This is a genomic window from Humiphilus diazotrophicus, from assembly GCF_059726315.1.
In genome coordinates this window covers 3,122,518-3,144,051 of record NZ_AP040870.1, presented here as the reverse complement: position 1 = coordinate 3,144,051, position 21,534 = coordinate 3,122,518, and the positions used below count along the sequence as shown (strand labels likewise).

The window sequence follows — 21,534 nt, the reverse complement described above, 5'->3', positions numbered from 1 at the left end:
GAACAGGAGTTCAACGGCCCATAGCTGATAACAAAGGCTTGTAACAGAAGTGTTGGAATAAATTGGCCTGATTCGCATATGAGAATCAGGCCAATTTACTTGTTAGAAGCTGAATTTCAAGCCGGCTTGCATGACTCGGGGTGGAATAGCTCCAACACTCTGGATCTTTCCATAGTTACTCCAGCCTACTGTGCCACCCGGAGTTCCGAAGCTTGGATGGTTGAAGGCGTTGAACATCTCCCAACGAAATTGCAGCTGATAGCTTTCTACAAACTTCCAGTTCTTGATCAGCCCCATATCCGTTGTATTGACTGCTGGTCCTTTAAAGATATTCTTCCCGGTATTCCCGAAGGTGCCTGGAGCATTGGTCGTAAATGCTGCCGTGTTGAAATACTTATTCAGCCATTCCGATTTACTCCCCTTGTGTGTGTAAAGAGATTGTCCTTGAACGTAGTCAGCGCGATCGGCGTTACCTTGCAGCGATTTAGAGTTGTCGGTTCCTGAGTTGATGCCAAAGGGCGAACCTGATTGGGAGGTAATGATCGCACTAATCTCCCACCCTCCGAGCACATTCTTCATGAGACTGTTTCGTCCGCGTAGGCTTGGTGTTGTATAGATCAGGTTACTCACCCAAACCAGGGGAACGTTCAGAGCAGAGATGCCCCGATTCCAGCGAAGATCGAAGGGATTCGGCAACTGATTTGTTCCGAAGGTGATGTTTCCCGAGGAAGCAACATCGAGCACCTTGGACCAGGTCAGGTTTGACTGGAATTGAAGGCCATGCGAAAAATGCTTCTCGATCGAGAGTTGTAGTGCGTGATAGCTGGCAGTTGTGTTGCTGTAATCGGTCAGAATGTTGCTGAAATTGGAATAGAGTGAGCGAGCCCCACCCTTCGCGTAGATGCCAGGATTCTGATCGATAATGGTTGACTGGTGATACGACTCGCTTCCAACGTATGCCAGATGAGCCGCCATGTTGTAGCCCAGTTCCTGATCCACAGAAGCATTCCAGCTCTGCGTCATTCCCAGGCGGAAGTTGTTAGAGAAGATTGCCGGAACCGTGACGGGAGTGCTGAAGGCGGTCGTGGAGGCAGGCTTTGTGCTAACCGATGCGAATGGCGGAAAGGGGCTTGTGCAACTTGAGCAGAAGCCTTGCCATGGGTGATCGAAGGGGATTGGCGTGGAAGTGCCACCGTAGAAGGTGTAAGTAGGGCTGAAGGGGCTGATATCAGCGGAATGGTTATACATCGAATACATCAGTGGAGAAGTAAACATTCCGAATCCAGCGTGGAACGAGGTGCGCGGCAGGAATTGCGGCTGCCATGCAATGCCAACTCGTGGCTCCCAATAGCCGTATGAAGTGGGCATAAGACCACTCGATACTCCGCGATCTCCCGGAAATACCAGTCCCGTTGGAGCGTTAGGATACAACGTGCTCTGCTGTCCTGGAACGAAAGCCGCGCCACGTCCGCCTGCCGAGGTTGGAGGAATATTAGGATCCCAACGAAGACCGGCTGTGATGGTGAAGTTAGGGCGTAGCTTGAATTGGTCTTGAGCGAAAAGACCTGGCTGCCATCCTGCTACGCTTGCAATCTCTCCGGCTCCCTGTGTATAGGAGGCCGCATACCCCATCAAGAAATCCGCCAATCCGTTTCCTGTGTAGTTCCCCCAGAACTGGACGATTGGCTGGGTTGGGTATTGGGTGTATTCCTCTGCGAATTGATGTTGAAGATTGGCACCAAACGAAAGCGTATGTTTGCCGATAGTTTTCGTAAATGTATCGTAGAGGCCGTAAGTTGTGCGAACCTCTTGCGAGGGTTCTGTCCATGCAGTTTGGAAGGCACCGCTGACGTTGAGTCCTTCGATAAAGCATTGGCCTGGAAGTTCTGTCACTTCGATATAGCGAGAGAGACAAACATTCTGTCCGCCGCTGTCTTGAACAGCAGCGCTGCTATGTGCCGACATCTGTGTCCAGAACGCCGAAAGGACGTTTACCGTTGAGGGATTGATGGTCCAGGTGTGATTGAGTACTTCGTTGTAGTACTCCATGTGTTCCCCCATGACCATTGACCAGGGACTGAGGTTCAGCACCGAGAGGATGTTGCCCTTTACGCTACCCGAAGGCTGCGAAAAGTAATTGACGAAGCTACGTAAATTGAATCTGTGCTGCTCATTCAGAATGTAATCCAATCTACCAGTTCCTTCGTCATAGTGATTGATCGTCTTGGCTCCTGAATAATTGACTTTGCCGTCCGATCCTTGTCCAAGCGGTAAAGCAGTCTTGGTTATTGCTACTGCCGCAGGGCTGTAGAGATTGGGATTTATTTGGTTGGGCTTTCCATTAATGGTTGTGAAGGGCGCCTTTAGGGGCGATGAGACTCCACTGAAGTCGCCGTTCAACATCGCCGTAGTCGGTGTATATGTTGAGTTGGCGCTGGAAGCACTGCTTGCCCGGGTTCCCTGATAATTCACAAAGAAGAAGAACTTATCTTTCTGAATCGGGCCGCCGCCATAAGCTCCGAATTGGTTACGTTTCAGGGGATCTACTGCATGAGAGAACCAGTTCTTTGCGTTTAGCTCCTGATTGCGAAGGAACTCAAAAGCGCCACCGTGGTAAGCGTTGGTTCCTGATTTGGTTTCGATGCTGACTACTGCGCCCGGGGAGAAACCGTAACGCGCATCGAAGTTGTTTGTAATAACGCGAAACTCCTGTGTGGCATCTGCATTCGGAAAGGGAGCTGTGAGAAGCAGATAGTTATCCATGTTGGGAACGCCATCGAGCAGATAATATGTGCTTCCCTGGCGCCCGCCATTGGCTGAGCCTCCGGTTTCTGTTGGGAAGGAGAAGCCTGCTTGTAGTGCTCCGTTGGAGTTCAAGACGTTTGTCACTCCCGGGGCGAGAAAGACAAGGTTTGAGGGATCGCGGCCATTTAAGGGCAATTGAGTTACAGCGTATTGATTGACGATGGTGCTAAGTTCCGCAGAGGTTGTATTCAGCAATTCCGCATTTGCCGTGACGGTTACCACTTCTTTTACATCGCCCAGCTCAAGCTTGATGTTAAGTGTGGCAGATTGATTTACCGTCAGGATGATTCCCGATTGCACTGCGGTGCGGAATCCAGCGTGCTCGATCTTCATATGGTAGGGACCGGGAGGTAATTGCTTTATCGAATAAACGCCCTCGGCGTTGGACTCCGCAGTTTGTGTAAGGTTTGTTTCGTCATTCTGTACTGTAACGCGTGCGCCAGGAATGGCTGCATTGCTGGTGTCGGAAATTACTCCGGTAAGGCTGGCACTGGTATTTTGAGCGAAGCCGGTAGGGGAAACTATAAGTATGGAAATAATGAAAACGATTACTTCCAAGATTCGTCGGCGCTTCGGCATATCTTCCTCCGTAAGAAGCTGGCATGGCCTGCCAGTAGAATGCCTCTCCAATTTCCGTGCGGGAGGCAGCTCTTTCTCCAGAACCTCGCGGCACTGGCCTTGTGAGTCCATCTCTCACTCGCGGTGGATAGTAAGCTTCCGATAACATGACGCGAATCCGTCGAAAGTATGATTGGTAATCTTTTTCTGTGAAGGCGCTGATCGTGCAGATTCTTTCTGCTTTGTCTTGCAGGCAAATGGTGGAGAGAATAGCCTGGAGCATCAGAATCTACAACGAATCCGAATGAAGGGACCCGGAGCATCCGGTTCTATAATTCACACCGAGTTGAATTTACCGATGAACTTCAGCATAAGTAGAGCCATCCGGTCCGCCGTCTGTTTGCTTGTTGTTGGGCAGCTGTTCGTGGCGCTTGCGCATGGTGCTGTAGCTTCCTTCTCTCCACAGTACACACGCAATCTATGGCGATCTCAGGATGGCTTGCCGGAGAACATCATCCAAGCCCTTACAGAAGATCGGGAAGGTTATCTATGGATTGGTACAACGGGCGGGCTTGTTTCGTTTGATGGTGCTCATTTTCAGGCCTTTCGCGACAAGAGCGGACGAAGCCTTCCTGACAACAGCATCTTTTGCCTACTCACTTCACGTGACGGCAGCCTGTGGGCAGGGACCGAAGGCGGAGGACTCGTTCATATTCACGCAGGAAGCATGCAGGTGTTTTCCACGGCAGAAGGTTTGACCAATGGATTTGTCCGTAGTGTGACGGAAGATGTCGCAGGTCGTGTTTGGGTAGGAACGGATAACGGGCTCTTTCAAGTAGTAGGCAAGAAGATCCGACGGGTGGATAGCCCTCTTCCCGGGCCTCTGCCGATTCACTCTATCTACGAAGACAAAGAGCATCATCTGTGGGTGGGCGGAGCCAAACTCTTCGATCTGCAGAGCAACGGACTTCAGCACGACTATTCCTTGCCGGGCACCTACAGCCAGAACAAGATCAAGACCATTCTTCAGACTCAAGAAAACGAGATGTGGATTGGCACCGTCAGTGGTCTACTCCATGACAAAGATGGGCGGTTCCAAGCGGTTCCGGAAATTCACGCAACTGTTCGGACTTTGCGGCAGACCAGTGACGGGACCCTTTGGATAGGAACGATCGGGTCCGGGCTATGGAGTTACAGGAATGGCGTCTTTACCCGAATAGATCGAGAGGGACTTTTACCGAGCAATACAGTTTTATCCATCTACGAAGATAGTGCTCATCGTATTTGGCTTGGAACTCAGAACGGGCTTGTCCGCCTTGAAGAAACACCGGTAAGCATGGTTCCCTTGCCGGGAGGGGGCGATTCGGATTTTGGCACCATTTCCGGCGATACTTCCGGCAACATCTGGATGGTTGCTCAAGATGTTTATCGAATCCATAACAATGCCGCCCAGCGCTTGAGCTTCCCTCAACTCGGAAATATCTCTGTTCGAAATCTCTTCCGTGCCCGAGATGGCTCGCTCTGGATTGGTACCGATGGGAGTGGCGCATATCACCTTGCAGGCAAACGCGTCGTACATTATGCGGCACCGAAACAGCTGACGAACAATTTCATTCGCGCCTTTCTTGAGGCGGCTAACGGAGATGTCTGGATAGCAGCGGATGAGGGCGTTAGCCGAATTGCTGGAGGCACTGTATACAAGTACGACGTGAATCAAGGGCTTGCCTACTTTAGTACCCGCAGCTTATGCGAAGACAGAAATCATGGCATATGGATAGGCACGGAGAAGGGGATTAGTCACTGGCACGTCAATAGTTTCGTTCAAGATGCTGCGACTCACACACTTCAGCATGAGAAGGTATGGTCGATCATGGAGGATCGACGGGGAACGCTCTGGTTTGGGACTCGCGACCATGGTCTTTATCGTTATCGCAATGGCCTTATTGAACAGTACACTACCACTCAAGGACTGGCGGCCAATAGTATTTATCAGATTCTCCAGGATCGAAATGGACGCTTCTGGATAACCGGGCCTGATTCCATCTCTTCCATTCCGGAGCAAGAGATGGATGGAGCTTTTCCTTCTTCGGATCGTCCGCTTGGTATCACCATTTTCAAGATGCCGTACGGCGCAGATGGAGCGCAGCTTTACGGCGGAAGACAGCCCTCCGGATATCTGGCAATCGACAACAGTGTGTGGTTCCCCACAAGTAAAGGTGCTGCGCGTGTAGCGATACGGGAGAACCGAAGCTCGGCTATCCCAAAATTGAAGATTGTCAGCATCATGCAAGATGGACATGAGCTTCCTGCCTCTGGAGAGATGAAAATCCCAGCGGGAGCTGCTCGCTTAGTCTTTTCATTCGCGCCAGTTTTTCTCGGCTCGCAAGATGGAACACGATTTCGCTATCAGCTTGAAAATTTCGACAAAGGGTGGATCTTCTCCGGCTCGTCAAATACAGCTACTTACACGAATTTGCCTGCAGGGCGATATCGCTTTCGTGTTGCAGTATTCGATGTCGGTCATCCGGAGTTGAGCACGGAAACTAGCGTCGAAATTCTGAAAGCTCAGTTTTTCTACAGAACCTCGTGGTTTCTGACACTGTGTTTCCTGTTGTTGGCTGCTGCGACGTGGACGATCTATCGGATGCGCCTTCGTCGAATACAGAAAGGATTTGCCGCTGTATTGGAAGAGCGCAGCCGTCTGGCAAGAGAGATGCACGATACCGTGATTCAGGGGTGTACTGGAATCTCTGCGCTGCTTGAGGCGATCGCAAGTCTTAAGCCTGGGAGTTCCTCGATTGCGACAGATCTCTTGACGCAAGCCAGAGAGCAGATTGTTACCACGATCAACGAGGCGAGAAATGCGGTATGGAATCTTCGTCGAGACCAGGAATCGCCCGTTGATCTGCATCATGCCTTGAATGGAATTGCAGTACAGGCCTCGCGTGCCTTTGGCATTTCCGTTTCTTGCGAATGCCCGGAGACGGAAGAGAAAGTACCTGCATCGATTGCACATGAGCTGCTTATGGTTGTGCGGGAGGCAGTGGCAAATGCCGGGACGCATTCCCGCTCCGAGGAGATTCACATCAGCAGTTCTCTGCAGGGGAAAGAGCTCTTACTATGTGTTGAGGACAGGGGCTGTGGTTTTTCGCCCTCTGAAAACAACGGCAGAGCGGGTGGACACTTTGGCCTGATGGGAATGAGAGAGCGGATGCAAAAGATTGGCGGAAGCTTTCAGATCCATTCCGTTTTGCAACAAGGTACACGAGTCGAATTGCGAATGCGTCGATCAAAACTGGATTCAGTGCTTAAGAAGGGAAGAATCGTATGAGCGGTGAGAAATTAATTCGGGTCCTTATTGTGGATGATCATCCGATCATGCGGGTTGGCATTGCAGCTATTCTTCAGGCACAGGGACAGATGGCGGTTGTGGGTCAGGCTGGAACAGCAGCCGAGGCTTTACGGCTATTTGGAGAAAGCACTCCGGATATTACTTTGATGGATCTACGCTTGCCGGATCAGAATGGTGTCACTGCGATCCGTCAGATTCGGGCAAAATCACCTGATGCCAAAATTATCGTCCTGACTACCTACGAGGGCGATGAAGATATTCATCAGGCATTGCAAGCCGGGGCAATGGGTTATCTGATTAAGGGAATGCCGCACGAAGCTCTCGTGAATGCAGTGCTTCGAGTGCATAACGGCAACCGCTTTCTTCCTCCGCCGGTTACTCATGCGCTGGCTTCGAGGGTGCCTAACTCGGAGCTAAGTTCCCGCGAGCGAGAGGTTCTCGCTCTGATGGTGGCAGGCAAAAGCAATCGAGAGATAGCTGAGTGCTTGAACATCAAGGAAGCTACGGTCAAATCGCATGTCAGCGTGATCTTGATGCGGTTGGACGTGAGTGATAGAACCCAGGCAGTTGTTGAAGCCCTTAAACGTGGTCTGGAGCACTTGTGAGAGATATTTGTCGATAATCCGACTTTCGTAGGATTCCACTGCTCTTCCCCTTCTCTATAGTCCCAATAGGCTCGCGTATACAGCGATAGAGTGTTGGGGTCATTGTGAATGGTCTACACCAAAATGCTCTTTTGGGGCTTATCGCAGAGCAGAGATAAGATTTGCAGGAGTGGGGTGTCTCGTGGCTTTGCGGTTATCTCCGGTTTCAGTAGTTGCATGCGTTTCTTTTCTTCTTTGGCTGGGTGTTCCAGTTTTGACGGCTCAAAATCTTGTAACGATTGATGCCACCGTTCCTCCTCCCTCCGTCCGCCCAGTTGCCGCTAAGTTAGGAGCAGATAAAAATCCCCAGGGACATGTGCTTTCTGTCAATTCGCAGTACTTGACCATGGATGGAAAGCCTTGGATTCCGGTTATGGGGGAATTGCACTACTCACGCCTGCCGGAGTTTCAGTGGGAGAGTTCCATTCTCAAGATGAAAGCTGCGGGAGTGCAGGTCATTGCTACTTATGTGATCTGGATTCACCATGAGCAAACGGAAGGTGCTTTTGATTGGAAGGGCAATAAGGACTTGCGCCACTTTGCTGAGCTCTGTGCAAAGCACGGTGTTTATCTGTATCCGAGAATTGGCCCCTGGGCGCATGGAGAAGTGCGTAACGGCGGTATGCCAGACTGGGTGCTGGCAAAAGGTGAGGTGCGCAAGAACGATCCTGTCTATCTTGAAGAGGTGCGCCGGTTCTATGCCGAGATCGGTAAAGAGCTTCGAGGACTCTATTGGAAAGATGGAGGACCGGTTATCGGCATACAACTCGAAAATGAATTTCGTAATGGAGAGCCGGACCGTGGCGCGAACCATATTCGTAAGTTGAAGCAGATGGCAATTGAGGAGGGAATGGATGTTCCTATCTACACCGTCACCGGTTGGGATCGCGCGGTAGTTCCTCTTGATGCCGTGCTTCCTGTGTACGGCGGTTATCCGGATGCGCCATGGGACGCATCGCCGAAAAAGAATCCTCCCGCTGACGTTTATGCATTTCGCTTTGCGAATCGTGCAGCAGGGAGTATGGGTGCCATTGGAGGCGCAGGCCAGAGCGATTCTTCCGTTTATCAGGGCACGCCATTTCTTACAGCAGAAGTTGGCGGGGGGATACAGGATACATATTTTCGGCGGCCAGTAGTGGAGGCTGACGATATTGCTGCCATGATTCCGGTAATGCTGGGCAGCGGTGCTAACTTGCTCGGCTACTACATGTTTCATGGTGGCAGGAATCCCGATGGAGGCGCGATTACTCTTCAGGAGTCGCAGCGTACCGGGTATCCGACGGATGTGCCCGTTAAGTCATATGACTTTCAGGCACCGCTTAGCCCCGATGGGACAGAGAAGGAATCACTCAAATCTCTAAAGCTGATTCATTACTTCCTGAATGAATTTGGCGAGCAGTTGGCGCCTATGTCTTCTTATGCCCCGGAGCGAATTCCGTCGAGTCCCGAGGATTTCTCTGTGCCGCGAGTGGCGCTCCGTACAGATAGCAAATCCGGTTATCTCTTTTTGAATAACTATGTGCGCGGCGCGGAGATGCCCCGTCGAACAGGGCTTTCCATCGTGGTCAAGCTACCTCACAAAAACATTCAAGTACCGGAAAAGCCGATTGATCTTCCCTCGGGAGCCTATGGGATATGGCCGGTTAATCTCTCTCTTGGCCCTGCAATACTTCGCTACAGCACGGCACAGCTTATATCGAGGGTCGAACGTAACGGTGAGAAGTTCTATTTCTTCTTTGCTATTCGGGGTGTCACTCCTGAATTTCGATTTGAACAGGGTAATTTCAAGCTCTCCACGGAAGGTGAGGTTAGTCAGGAGCGGGTGAGCGATGGAATGCGAGCGGTTGCTTCCGATTCTGCTTCCGGTGCTATTACATTGCGCGCGGAGGGGCAGACTGTTCATTTAATTCTTCTTTCGAAGCAACAGGCAGAGAACTTGTGGGTGGTTGGAACGCCAAAGGCAGCGATTCGTTTTGATGGTCAACTTTATGCGGAAGGGGAAAATATCCACTTTTTTCACGAAGGAGATCCAAAGTTCAAGATCGGTACGTTTCAAGGTATAACTTCGACAGAAAAGGCTGGTTCCTTCTTCAAGGAAACCGTTACGGCTGTTGCTCCAATGCGTGTTCGAGTTGCCATAGCTCAAGAGCATAAGGCTAGCGCCCGTTCTCCCTGGGTCTTGGGCCGGGAGTTGAGTTGGCGTAAGGAACGGCCCGTACTTGCTCCAGAGGATGCCGATTTCAAATCCTCTGCCGCTCAGTGGAAGCTCACTGTCGATTCACAGAAGATAAATCCAAATGTGAGTAATGTTTTCCTGCGTATTTGCTACCAGGGCGATGTGGCTCGCTTGTATCGCGAGGGCGAATTACTCAATGATGATTTCTGGAATGGTCTTTCATGGGAAACAGGAATGAAGCAGGTATCCGGAGGTTTAATTTCCCAGAAGGCATCGTTTACCTTAAGCATTCTTCCTTTGCCGAAGGACTTTCCGATGTATCTGGAGAAATCGAATCAGTTGCATGCTGCCGGAGCGAATGGCTTCCTTGCTCTAGATTCGGTCGAAGCTATACCCGAGTATCAGGTAACGATGAGATATAGCTCAGGTAAAGATGCTCTTGTCGAGCTTGGCAGGTAGGAACGCGAGGAATCACAGATTCAAGCCAAATTGTATTTTCTGAGATACAAAACCTTAGGGCACAGCCGAAGCTGTGCCCTGAAGTTTTATATCACTATTTGTAACTGTACTCTTAGCTAACGACCCTTTGCGGGAGTAAGCGCAAACTTTGGAGCTCCGGAAAGTTGAATATTTCCGGAGAGTTGCTGCGACTGTTTTCCGCGTTTGATACTTGCTTGAGTCAATGTCAGGGCTCCCTTGTCGATTGTCCCCTTGGATTCCCAGCGATCGAAGCGGTTGAGCCCGGTTGAGGCTCCATCGAGAAGGAAGCTTCCCTTCAGCCATTCCCATTGACAATCGCCTGTTGCAGAGGCTGCCAACTCGTCTTCCGTAAATCCGTGTAAGTCGAGTTTGGTCCTAAAATTGACCTGTCCGGTTCCCCACTTTTGATGAAAGATCTCACCTGCTTCGGCTGGATTGGCATGTGTGAAGTTAGCCTGTAGTGAGTATTGCGGCTTATCTCCATCTGTCTTTACCGTTCCCGAGAGATGCAGATCCCCTCCCAGAGAACGCGCATCCAGAGACTTCACTGTAATGGTGTCGCCGTCGATAGCCACTTCCGCATGAGCATCGTGCAAAGCTAGCCGATCCATGGTGAAGGTTTGTGCTTCGATAGCACCTTCCATCTGGGGCCATGGAGCACGATTCTTTTCGAAGCGGCCAAGCAGTTCCTTGATCAGCGTTCCGCGGCGCTTCGCACCCAGAAGGGTTGCTTGTGCAGTTTCAGCTTCAAGAGATGCAAAATGCAGTTGGAAATTTATCTGGCATTCAGCTGTTCTGCAAGGGAAGGTATAAGCGAGTCCGCCTGTGGCGTGTAAGCTGCCGTATTCGACTTCAGCTTGTTGCCAGGAGACATGATCTCCGTCAAAGATGGCCTTTGCCTGAGTGATTTCCAGCGGATTGGCAAGGAACGGAGCTGTCAGTCGCGAACCCTTCAGATTTACAGAGCCGTCTACCAGATCTATCGCTACCGGATGGTCGACATCGATCATTGGTGCTACCCAGGGTCCATGAATCGCTAATGCCAAGTTGGCCGTGCCACCCTGAATATTTGGCGAGAAAGAGCTCTTAGAAATGCCGAAGGCTTGCGAATATTCGAGCAGCTTATCGATCTTAGCTGGTCCGTTGATCAGCAAATTGAAGCCTTGACCTGTGACCTGGCCTGCGATCTTGACTGGCTGTGCTTCTCCTATCTCCAGGGAAAAAGGGGAGACAGAGAGCGCCGGAGCCTCTTGCCCTGTGTCGGGCATGGTTGCGGAAGATGCTGATAACGTCAGCGTTGGAAGAGAAACGGGCTCTTTTAAGCTGCCGCCTGAAAACTGCAATCCTTCAGCGGAAAGGCCGCCATGAAGTTCTGCGTGGTCTGCACCTTCCGGTGTAGCGTAATCGAGCTGACCGCTGATTGAACCGGCTACTTTGAGATCCGGAGCGAAATCGCTACGTGTCGAGCGCAAAAGATCGATAGTGGCTTCTGCAGGAATAGCAGTCATTTCCAGATGTGCCGAAGGTTTGGGAGCATTCCACATTCCTTCTATGCCGCCACTCAGATGCAAGCGTCCTTTGCCCACGGGTGAGTTACAGGTAATCTCGCGCAACGCGTGCTGGGTATGGAAATACTGTCCAGTGCAGGAAGCATCGAAGTCGAGAGGCGAGGCAGGCTCGAACTCGGTACGGTGTACCCCGTTGCCCCTGAATCTGGTCGCGATCTGCGCATGTTCTCCCGTTCCAGTGATGGTGGTTTCCAGAGTCATGGCACCGCGCCAGCCTGTATCCCTACCCAGAACCAGACGCGTAAACTGGCCGATCTGTGCCTTGCTCCACTCGCCGTGGATTTGCAGCGGGACCTGATAGAGCTGAGAGGCACGACGGAAGCTTCCTTCCAGGCGTACGGTTCCGGTATCGGCCAGATCCAGATCGAGATCGGTGCGTACCGGCTGCGCCTCAAAGCGCATGCGCCATTCGTCCTGTTGTTCCAGCCAGACGGAGAGATCTGCATTCAAGAAGGAGAAGGGAAGCTTATCGATTCCGTCCTTGAAGTTGATACGTGAATTTGAGGCTGAAATATAAGGAAAGCGTGGACCTACTGTAATGTGGTGCTCCCCGGTAGGAGTAGCCGCAGTTTGCGAGGCCTTCAACAGCAGGATACCTAGATTCAGGCGTCCATCCGGAATCCGGACGATATTCAGATTCGCTTCATCGAGGCTGATGCGGTCGATGTCCAGGCGTCCACGCCACAGAGAAAACAGCCGGACATAAGCTACAACACTGGGTGCACGTAGCAGTGGCTCGTTACTGAAGGCTGGATCGTCTTCAATCCGGAAATCGGAGAGTTCGAAACCCGGGCGCGGCAGCAGGCGTAACTCAACTTCTGAAAAGTGAACAGGCCTGCCGATACCGGCACTCAGACTATTGGCAATACGGCGTTGGTAACGGCCGATATTGATCAGCGGAGGCAGCACGACGGCTGCAACTAAAAGAACAACTACCGACAATATCAGCCAATGTTTCAGCTTTGGACGGGGTAATCCCCTGCTTTCAGGACTCATTCTCAACGTACCAGGTGCATGGTCCGCCGCCAGCGAGTCTGATCGAAGAAATGCAGCATAATATGCCCAACGAAACTCGCCCGCTCGGCCAAGCTGGTCTTCTCCAGTTGATTCTCGGGGGTAATAAAGGACCAGTAGACTACTAGCGGTCGGCCCACAATGTTAGCGCGGGGCACAAATCCCCAATAGCGGCTATCCAGGCTGACCGTTCTGTTATCTCCCATTGCGAAGTAGTTTCCTGCAGGGACAACAAGATCGTCGCCCTCGATATGCGTTGGCAGGTTCAGGGACCAGCGGGCCGTTACATCTCCCGACTCACTGGGGCGTACTGCTGGAAAATCGTCGCGGTACGGGAAGTAATCCTGGTCAGTTGGTTTGGCTGCCTGGGGCTCGTTCTGCGCCACGCCATTCAAGTAAACAATACCGTTGCGGAGGTGGATGTGATCGCCCGGAACACCGATGACCCGCTTCACCAGATAGAGATCCGGTTCTCCGGGTTTGAAGAAGACGATGATGTCGCCGCGCTTCACATCCCGGTAGCGTGTTAGCGGGAACCATTTTGAGGGCGGCGCCAGAGTCGTGCGATCGACTACTACGTGATCGCCGATCAGAAGCGTCTTCTCCATCGACGAAGACGGGATCTCAAAGTTCTGCACGATGAAGGTCAGGACAAACAGCCCGATTACCAGCACTCCGCAGATGGAGGCAAAGGCTTCCAGCGTAGTTTCGTCGTCGTGTCCCCGTTTGGGATGTACTGATGTCTCTTCCGATGCTTCCGCCGGTTCTGTAAGCGTCTTTTTCATACGGTCAGTAATTGGTCCTCAGCGTACAACATGGAACATACGGTCCCATCGTGCGAAATTTTGAATCACACTCGTTCGACCACTGTCGTGTCCGAGTCTATCATTCGACGAGGCTTGTACGTCGGTCGTAGAAGGTTCCCTAAGAGAGAAGTAGATCAGGAATGGCCGTCCCATCATGTTTTTTCTTGGCACAAAACCCCAATAACGGCTATCGCGGCTGTGATTGCGGTTGTCTCCCAGTACAAAGTACTGGTTTTTCGGGACCAGAAGTTCCCCATTACTGACCAGCTGCTTCATTTCCTTCCACCATTGCGGATCAACGCCGGGGTCGGAATACACGGGGGAAGGGAATACGTCTCGGACGGGATCGGGATAATTGCCCTCAAAGACAACATAGGGTTCGGACAATGCCTGACCGTTGACGTATAGAGTGCCACCTTGCATGCGAATGTGGTCACCGGGGAGTCCTACGACTCGCTTAACCAAAGGTTGAGCCGGATCCAGAGGGAAATGGAAGACCACGATATCCCCTCTCTGCACATCCCGATAGGGCAATAATCTGTGCCATATACCGGAAGGGGCGTGGGTCACCTTGTTGACCAGCAGAAAGTCCCCCACCAGCAGGGTCCGTTCCATGCTCTCGGAGGGAATCCGGAAGGGCTGCATCAGGAACGTCAAAATAAACAGTGCAACGACCGTGATCTTCAGAAGAGAAGCACCGGCTTCCAGAAAAGTCGGGAATATCAGGTGCATTCCATGGTGTGAGACCGCCGGATCGGGGACAGAGGGCGCCACACCCTGCTCGGAAGAGCCGCTTGGGGGAACCGGAGCTGTAGACGTTAACTCAGTCAAGAGGCGGAATTCTCCTGCGCAGCGTCTTGCAGCTGGGTGGATTCCTGCAGCTTTTGAAAAGCCCGCCGGGCTGCTTCCTGTTCTGCTTTCTTTTTGGTTGCGCCAATGCCTCGGGCTAGAGCTTTACTCCGTTGTCCTCCAGTGGCCAGACGTACTTCCACCAGGAAGCGCTTGCGATGGTCAGGACCACTCTCTCCGCGTACAACGTATTCCGGGGTTCCACTTTTCTGGGCTTGCAGGAACTCCTGTAAGGCGGACTTGTGGTCCTCGAGAACACCTTTCTCAACGAGTTGCTGCTCCAAATCCTCCAGGTAGGGTTCAAGGACGAACTTTTCTACAAACGATCTAGCTGCCGGAAGTCCTCCATCCAGATAAAGAGCCCCGATTACAGCTTCAATTCCATTGGCAAGCAAGGCAGACTTCTTTCGTCCACCACTCCGTTCTTCTCCCTTTCCAAGGCGAAGAAAACTTCCCAGATCTATCTTGAGGGCGACTTGTCCCAGGTGCTTTCTGCTTACCAGATGAGCCCGCAAGCGAGTTAAGGGGCCTTCCTTGAGCTCGGGATGGCGGGAGTAGAGGTGCTCGGCCACCAGCAGGCCTACGACGGCATCTCCGAGGAATTCCATCTGCTCGTTATCGGCGCTGTCTTCGGTGGGAGTCTCGTTCCGGGTCGTCTGTTCATAGGCGAGAGAGCTATGCGTCAGAGCTCGCACCAGGAGCTCACGACTCTTGAACGTATGTTCAATCGTTGTCTCCAGTTCTGCTATTTCTGCCACTTTGATCCCTCTTGTCCCATATGGACTTCAGAGCAAATCTCCTGATTTGCTCTGGGCCACTGAGACTGGCTTTGCGGCTTGGGGCTTTACCCGATTGGAGATCTGCTCTGGCCTCTGAAAGCCATCCTCTTTCTTAGAGGATAGCAACTGATTTAAGGCTTCGCAGCTGGTTCGGCCTGCTTTTCCCCGTTTGGTTGCTGATGCGACGCTTGATTCGGAATGCTATATGGCTTCTTCAGACCCTGTTCCGCTGCCCGTTTTGTATCCGGCTGTCCATCTCTTACGGAGAGAGCGGCTTTGTACTCAGCTACAGCCTCTTCTCGTTCTTCACTCAGATCGTGAATTCTTCCCAGGTAAATATGAGACCAAGCCAGCATACGTGGATCCTGGCTAAGACGTAATGTTTCCTGAAAAGCTTGCATGGCGTCTTCGGCTTTGCCGGAAAAGACTGCAACTCTGGCCAGAATAAAATTAGCCCAGGCCGTGTCAGGCGTGTGGTCTTCCAGTGCTTTTCGTGCCAGCTCGGCTGCGCCGGTAAGATCTCCGGTACTGAGCTTCACCTCCGCCAGATCGAGCCCCCGTAACTGTCGAGGTACCCTGCGGATAACGTCGGATTGAGGTGTTTTGACGAATTCGACCTCGCGAGCCCTGTGCATCTCCGAGCTGATGTCCATACCGTACACCATCTCTCCGACACTCTCTTTCAAGCTTTCGGGAGCGTGCTCGAAGGGAATAAGGCGGTCATAGAAGTACTGTGTAAGCACGAAGCCCTGCGCCATGCTCTTCTTCACAGCCTGTTCTCGAATCGCATCCACCTTCTGCTGGTAGGCATTGCGTTCTTTGTCTACTCGTTCGAGGTCGGCGCGGCGGATGTTCTCCGGTGCCTTATATACGGGGACTCCGGTATCCATTGTGCGCGCTTCTACTGACTTGATTAAGCACTCGATGACCAGCGAGACGATGTCACTACGGTAAGTGAAATCCAGTGGAGCCTCCCTGACAACTTTGAGGAAGGGAAGCAATCGGTCCATGGCCGTAGCGCGAGAGTAGAGCAACGGTTCGATTTCGTAATGCAGGTAGGTGTGGCGTACATCCGTCATCGGAATCGTCCCATTGGAGGGAGAGGCGACTACAACGTAGTCCGTTCCGTAGATACGGGCGTTGACCTGTCCAGGCGAGAGAAGCGGTTCCAGAACGACAAGGAAGCGGCGGCCGTCATAGGTGCTGGCAGGCATCTTGAGATACGCGTTGGTCGACACGATCATCTTGGTCAGCGGATCGTGCAGCGTATTGATCAACTCATCGTAGGTCCGGCGGTTGGTTACCCAGATCCCGTGAAGATCGATGTCTTTCACGAAAGACTTCAACAATGGCAGGATGTCGCTAACCTGCGTAGCTTCCGGCGGCATCTCGCTCATCTCGACGCTCAAAGCCAGGTCGGGTGGCGGAGTCACATAGAGAGCCAGTGAGATGTACTGCGCCAGGTCGCGCTCCGGCCCCATCAGCCGATGCTGAGCAATAAACGTGCAGAGCTTGTCGTGATCGTCCCGAGCGTTTTCTGAAGCCAGAAGAGCCTGATTTACCAGATTGCGGATACGCTGACGAATAGGATCGGAGCGATCCAGCCCTTCGTCGTAACCACAGGAATTCAGGGCAACAGCAACGTCAAAGAGCGTTTCGCTTGTTTGCAGGCTGATGGCCGGGCCAGCTGGATCGACCAGAGCCGGCGGCTTCTGTGGCGGAGGTGGAGTCGGTATCTGAGCGGTACGGCTCTCTCCCTTGGCAGCTTTTCCTGCCGAAGAGGTTTGAGAAGCAGAGGACGAGGACCTTACCGTGGCCGACGTTGGGTCCGAGGCAGACTGCTCCTGCTGCGCTGATGCCAGGAACGAAGTCCCTGATCCAAACGCCACGAATAAAACGACGAGCGAAAAACGACGCGACAACCGCATATGCATTCTCTTGGGGACGACAGGAAAGATTCGAACTTCGGCAGCTATTTCCCGAAGCTTTAAAGCTTCCGAAGCACCCATGGAGGGGTGAGGGAATAGCTGCTCGGAATAGAACCTACCCTCCATAGCGAAGGAACACTATGGACGTCCGGGTATGCCGTTTCCATTTTCCCCTTTGAAATCAAATGTTTGCAGATAAGCCAAAATACCTGTCTCAAACATTCGCCTGTACACAAGACAGGGGAAGAAAACGGTTTAAGAGCTGCAATTGAGTCTATATGAAGCGCGTCGATTGGGGAGAAAGGTTTCTGCTAACCGCGAACAGAAACTCCCGCAAAGGACATCACAGCCAATCCGCGAACTGGTGCCCCAAAGAAGCGCGCTGGCTCGAAAACACTGAAAAGCAAGAGGTTCTCAAGCTGCGATCTTGTCCGGGCATCGGTCGGACCAGATACGATCTGGTAATCGTAAACGCGGCCATCTCCATTGATATAGGCCTCGACAACTACCGGATTTTCTTTCTGGCCGATGACCTCTTCTCCTCCGGGGAGTTGAGCTGAATACAGGAAACGCGGGGTTGAGGCGTTCCCTATGGGCTCATCCTCGGCAGCCAGAGGCTCCGGTTTAGCAAACATCCCTACCATTAGCGTGACTGTCCCAAGAAGCAGGACTGCACTGGCAAATCCGGCCGAGGCCTGGAGCGCCAATGGAGCAATGGTGTTTTGCCAATAAAGCTTCCAGCGAGCAGCTTCGCTACGCGTAGTCTTTGTTTTCTCCTGTGAGATCGCAACTCGTAACCGAAGAGCCAGATCCTTAGGAGCTTTCATGGGGCCTAGTTCTGTCAGGGCCGCCTGCATCTGCTTCCAACGCTCAAGTTCTGTGTGGCACTCGGAGCATTGATCAAGATGGAGCGCCAGCTTCTGCATGGCAGCTCCGCTTATGCGGCCATCTAGGTACTCGGAAAATTGTGAGCGCACTGTCGAGCAGGGTCTCATCGCGCCTCCTCCGCCGCGCGCACTGTAACGGACACAGTACCCGCTGGTCGTTTGGTGGCAGACTGGGCAAAGCTTGCCAGCCGATTCTTCAGGTGGGCTCTTCCCCGCATGAGCCGTGATTTCACGGTTCCCAGGTTGCAGCCCAAAATCTCGGCTAGTTCCTCGTAGGCGAACCCTTCGATATCACGCAAGATGACAGTCGAACGGAAAGGTTCCGGAACATCGCGCAAGGCTTCCTCGACCCGTGCCCGCATTTCGCTGCGTGCTGCCTGGTCAAAGGGAGATTCCTGATGATCGACTAACGTATCTTTCAGGCATAGCGGCTGCCCTTCATAGCTAGACTCGTCCGCATCTGCCTCTATTGTGATTTCTTGTTTTTTATGTCTCGACCACCAGCGACGCTGGTTCGAGGCCTCATGAAGGGCAATACGGTAGATCCAGGTCTTCAAACTGGCTTCCCCGTGGAAATTGCGAATTCCACGGAAAACCTTGATGAAGATTTCCTGCGTTAGATCAGCCGCATCTGCCGGATCTTGAATGGTCCGTGCGACCAGCGAATAGATAGGTTGGTGAAAGACGGAAATTAACCAGCCAAAAGCTTCCTCAGAGCCGGCTTGTAGCTCAGCTATGAGGGCCGCTTCCTCCGGCCTGACTCCGATGGCACTCGCCAGATTGCCCACTGCAGATCCTGCTTGCACTAGAGATGACCCTCCACGATAACAGCAAGATGCATGTCTTCACCACCCAAAAACGCAGGAACGAAACTCCATCTCCCAAACTGGTCCGACAAGTTGTTCTTTGATCTCATCAAATCAGTAACTTAACCTTCGCTGGGAGGGCCGAGTCTTCAACAATCTGCTTCTTCTATAGACACGGCTCACCGCTGCTAGGTTCCCTGATTTTGAGGAAAATCGACAGGAGGGGCTGGAATGTGAACGACTGCTGCCAGTTATTGGGGTTTGCTGGATTTGTTTTTGCGGGAAGAGGACTTCTGTGGCCCATCGTCGACGACAACTTTTTTGGGTCCAGAGGCTTGTCCGTTATTGCCTGTTGCCTGAGGTTGCACCCGGGTACGGAGCTGGGCTAATTCCGTATCTCTCTGGTCGCTGGCCATTGCCAGAGCATTGCTCAGTCCGTTACGAGTCCTGGACAGATCGGCCAAAGCTGATTGCAGCTTGGCGGCGTCCTCCGTCGCTCCGGTAAATACAGCAGCCTGGGAGACCCTCAAGACGACGTCGTATACGGCATTGATATTCCGGTACACCTCAAAAGCAGGTTTGAAGGAACCGGGGGAGGCCTGGGCCGTTTGTAGCAAGCCGGGCAGGATCGAGGTCAGATCGTTGAGGATGGAACTTATATCGTCCTGCGCTACGCTTTTGACCTCTTTCGGAGCCTTCCACTTGTCCACGTTGACAGAGAGAACCGTTTGCCGGAGTGTGGCTGCCGAAATTTGAACCGGCTGGGTATCGATTGTTGTTTTGGCGGGTGTGGCTCCCGGAGGCGATTGGGAAGTTTGAGCGGGCATCAACACCGCCGTGAGCAACCACAAACTGAGGAACATCAAAAATCCCAACGTGAGGCGTCGGGCTAAAGATTTACTTTCGCTACCATCTCTCATGCTCATCTCGATGCAGGGAGTATCTTCCGAGGTTGCACCTTGCGGGATGTGTGGGCAACATTCTGTGAGTTTTCCTCATCTGAATGCGTTTTGTGCCTCGGGCGGATTTGACGAAATTACTCTCGTCATCGACAATAACGAAAGCACACCTTCATGTGGGCCTGTGGCGCAGCTGGGAGCGCGCTTCCATGGCATGGAAGAGGTCGTCGGTTCGATCCCGACCAGGTCCACCAAATCTATTCAGTCGCTTACAAGCGAAATCCAGGAACAAATTCAAATTGACTGGGAACAGTACGGGAACACACCTGTTCACTGTACCGCCTCCGTCTGCGCCTTGCGGTTGAACAGGACATCGACCGCTCTACTCTGCGCAATCCGCTTGTTTTCCATGCCCGCATGCGTATAAACCTCCATCGTCGTGCTCAACCGGGCATGCCGCATCAGTTCCTGTACTACCCGCACATCATTACCGATCTCTGCCAGCAAAGAGCTATAAGTGTGCCGGAAGGTATGCCAGCCGATCCGTTTCGTGATGCCTGCCTTCCGGGCAGCCGGTTGCAGGATTTTGCTGCGCAGGCTGTCCGGCCATACCGGTACCTTGCCAAAGCGTACCGGGCTGGCGAAGACCCAGTCTTCCGGAGCACCGTACAGGCAATTCGAACGCCAGCGCAGTAGCTCTTCGATGGTGAGTGCATCGAGCGGAACCGGCTGCTGCGAGACTTCCGTCTTGCAATGTCCCACACAGCCATCGACATAGGAACGCAGGACGTTTGCTGTCTTTTGCAGGAAATCGATGTCCTCCCATTTGAGTCCCAGAACTTCGCTGATGCGAAGCCCCGTGGTTGCACAAATGGTTCCGACACACCGTTCCCGCTCGGGCAGAACCGCAAAAAGCAAGCGGAACTCCTCGGCAGTGAGGCGAACCGGCGTTTTCCTGCGTCTGGTGCTCACTCGAACCATGCGGATCGGGTTTTCATCCTGGCCGAGCCAATTCCACCGGATGGCATGGCGGAAGATCATGCTGAAGACGTTCCGGATCTTCGCCTTGCTTCCCGGTGCCAGTTTGAGAGTCTTGAACCAGTCTTCAACCTCAATAGCTGTTACACGCTGAAGTGGATAGCTGCCCCAGCGCGGCACGATGTGGTTTTTTAGAGCACTGATGTATCCCATCTTTGTGCCTTTTGTTTTGTCCTCATGCGTATCCATGGGCAGTTCGGTTGTTCGATAGTGCTCGACAAGTCCGGCAATCGTCGGAGCGGGTCTACCTTGCGAAAGCGCCTGGCGGTTGATGTTGATGCGAAGCTTCTCCGCTGCGCGTTGCGCATCGGCCTGTGCCGGAAGTTCGCGAACGGTGCCCACGATTTCCTTCCGCAGTTTCCGCTTGCCTGCTCCATCGGCTTCACGCCATCGGTAGACCCAAACGTCGGGGCCATTCTTGCGAGGTTCCAGGTAAAGGGACCCAATTTGATATCTTGGCCTTTTCATCGAAAGTTCTTCCTTTCTGGTGAAAGGCCCTGATCGCTACCCGATGTTACCTCTGTCTGCATCCAGAGATCGAGTTCGGAAATCCTGAATCTCCAGCTCTTTTTGCGGCCTTTGCCCGGTATGCCGTGTGCCGGAATCTTGCCTGCTCTGGCCAGACCCAACAGAGTCGTTCTTGGCATGGACAGAAACAGTGCAGCGCGTCCTGCATCGACAAAGGGCTCGAAAGTGTTCGCGGAAATAGATGTGGCAGGATGCAAGGTTGACCTCCATCCGAACGTGCCAGGCGAGATCGATGATCTCTGCCTGGGATAGAGGCAACTTTAGCCTGGGATTCCTGGACTCACTGATGACACAGATGGAGAACGTAGTGCATTTTTTTCATAGAAAATGAGACAGTGGCCGTTCACGAACGCCGGATTCCAGAGCAAAGGAGGTTTTCCCCAGAATCATGCCACCGCAGGTCGAGAATGAAATTAG

14 protein-coding genes and 1 tRNA gene are annotated in these 21,534 nt (G+C 52.6%); 4 read left to right on the top strand and 11 right to left on the bottom strand.

Annotated elements, in window-relative coordinates; genetic code table 11:
- Nucleotides 1–102: 102 nt before the first annotated feature.
- The gene (locus AC6I7T_RS13565; RefSeq protein WP_497794017.1) at nt 103–3,384 is read right to left on the bottom strand and encodes a TonB-dependent receptor; all 3,282 of its coding nucleotides are present in this window, start codon (nt 3,382–3,384) and stop codon (nt 103–105) included.
- A gap of 337 nt (nt 3,385–3,721) precedes the next feature.
- Between AC6I7T_RS13565 and AC6I7T_RS13560 the strand changes: the two genes are divergently transcribed.
- The 3 genes from AC6I7T_RS13560 (at nt 3,722) to AC6I7T_RS13550 (ending at nt 9,994) form a co-directional block, all read left to right on the top strand.
- On the top strand, nt 3,722–6,694 hold the full coding sequence (locus tag AC6I7T_RS13560) for a sensor histidine kinase (RefSeq protein ID WP_497794016.1): 2,973 nt from the start codon (nt 3,722–3,724) through the stop codon (nt 6,692–6,694).
- Nucleotides 6,691–7,320: a response regulator gene (locus AC6I7T_RS13555; RefSeq protein WP_497794015.1), complete on the top strand. Its 630-nt coding sequence runs from the start codon at nt 6,691–6,693 to the stop codon at nt 7,318–7,320. The genes AC6I7T_RS13560 and AC6I7T_RS13555 overlap by 4 nt, the downstream gene beginning before the upstream one ends.
- A gap of 181 nt (nt 7,321–7,501) precedes the next feature.
- Nucleotides 7,502–9,994, top strand: a complete 2,493-nt coding sequence (locus AC6I7T_RS13550; protein ID WP_497794014.1) for a beta-galactosidase — start codon at nt 7,502–7,504, stop codon at nt 9,992–9,994.
- A gap of 116 nt (nt 9,995–10,110) precedes the next feature.
- Here AC6I7T_RS13550 and AC6I7T_RS13545 read toward each other — a convergent pair whose 3' ends face one another.
- The 8 genes from AC6I7T_RS13545 to AC6I7T_RS13510 all read right to left on the bottom strand — a co-directional run bounded on the left by AC6I7T_RS13545 (nt 10,111) and on the right by AC6I7T_RS13510 (nt 19,572).
- Nucleotides 10,111–12,579 (bottom strand): AsmA family protein, encoded by a 2,469-nt coding sequence (locus AC6I7T_RS13545; RefSeq protein WP_497794013.1) that lies wholly within the window; start codon nt 12,577–12,579, stop codon nt 10,111–10,113.
- A 2-nt stretch (nt 12,580–12,581) separates the two neighbouring features.
- On the bottom strand, nt 12,582–13,382 hold the full coding sequence (gene lepB, locus AC6I7T_RS13540; RefSeq protein WP_497794011.1) for a signal peptidase I: 801 nt from the start codon (nt 13,380–13,382) through the stop codon (nt 12,582–12,584).
- 18 nt (nt 13,383–13,400) lie between these two features.
- Nucleotides 13,401–14,234, bottom strand: a complete 834-nt coding sequence (lepB, locus tag AC6I7T_RS13535; RefSeq protein WP_497794009.1) for a signal peptidase I — start codon at nt 14,232–14,234, stop codon at nt 13,401–13,403.
- Nucleotides 14,231–15,010, bottom strand: coding sequence for a ribonuclease III (gene rnc, locus AC6I7T_RS13530; RefSeq protein ID WP_497794007.1), 780 nt, complete (start codon nt 15,008–15,010; stop codon nt 14,231–14,233). The genes lepB (AC6I7T_RS13535) and rnc overlap by 4 nt, the downstream gene beginning before the upstream one ends.
- A 152-nt stretch (nt 15,011–15,162) precedes the next feature.
- Nucleotides 15,163–16,959, bottom strand: coding sequence for a tetratricopeptide repeat protein (locus AC6I7T_RS13525; protein ID WP_497794006.1), 1,797 nt, complete (start codon nt 16,957–16,959; stop codon nt 15,163–15,165).
- A 311-nt stretch (nt 16,960–17,270) separates the two neighbouring features.
- Nucleotides 17,271–17,954 (bottom strand): anti-sigma factor family protein, encoded by a 684-nt coding sequence (locus tag AC6I7T_RS13520; protein WP_497794004.1) that lies wholly within the window; start codon nt 17,952–17,954, stop codon nt 17,271–17,273.
- Complete coding sequence (locus tag AC6I7T_RS13515) at nt 17,951–18,652, bottom strand: sigma-70 family RNA polymerase sigma factor (RefSeq protein WP_497794003.1); 702 nt, start codon at nt 18,650–18,652, stop codon at nt 17,951–17,953. The genes AC6I7T_RS13520 and AC6I7T_RS13515 overlap by 4 nt, the downstream gene beginning before the upstream one ends.
- 251 nt (nt 18,653–18,903) lie before the next feature.
- Nucleotides 18,904–19,572 (bottom strand): hypothetical protein, encoded by a 669-nt coding sequence (locus AC6I7T_RS13510; protein WP_497794002.1) that lies wholly within the window; start codon nt 19,570–19,572, stop codon nt 18,904–18,906.
- Nucleotides 19,573–19,729: 157 nt separating this feature from the next.
- Here AC6I7T_RS13510 and AC6I7T_RS13505 point away from each other — a divergent pair.
- A tRNA-Ala gene (locus AC6I7T_RS13505) sits at nt 19,730–19,805 on the top strand.
- 76 nt (nt 19,806–19,881) lie between these two features.
- On the opposite strand, the gene AC6I7T_RS13500 is transcribed toward AC6I7T_RS13505, so the two are convergent.
- Both AC6I7T_RS13500 and AC6I7T_RS13495 read right to left on the bottom strand, forming a co-directional pair.
- Nucleotides 19,882–21,057 carry a tyrosine-type recombinase/integrase gene (locus tag AC6I7T_RS13500; RefSeq protein WP_497794000.1) on the bottom strand — a complete coding sequence of 392 codons (1,176 nt, stop codon included), beginning with the start codon at nt 21,055–21,057 and terminating at the stop codon, nt 19,882–19,884.
- Complete coding sequence (locus AC6I7T_RS13495) at nt 21,054–21,314, bottom strand: helix-turn-helix domain-containing protein (protein ID WP_497793998.1); 261 nt, start codon at nt 21,312–21,314, stop codon at nt 21,054–21,056. The genes AC6I7T_RS13500 and AC6I7T_RS13495 overlap by 4 nt, the downstream gene beginning before the upstream one ends.
- Between the last annotated feature and the right edge of the window lie 220 nt (nt 21,315–21,534).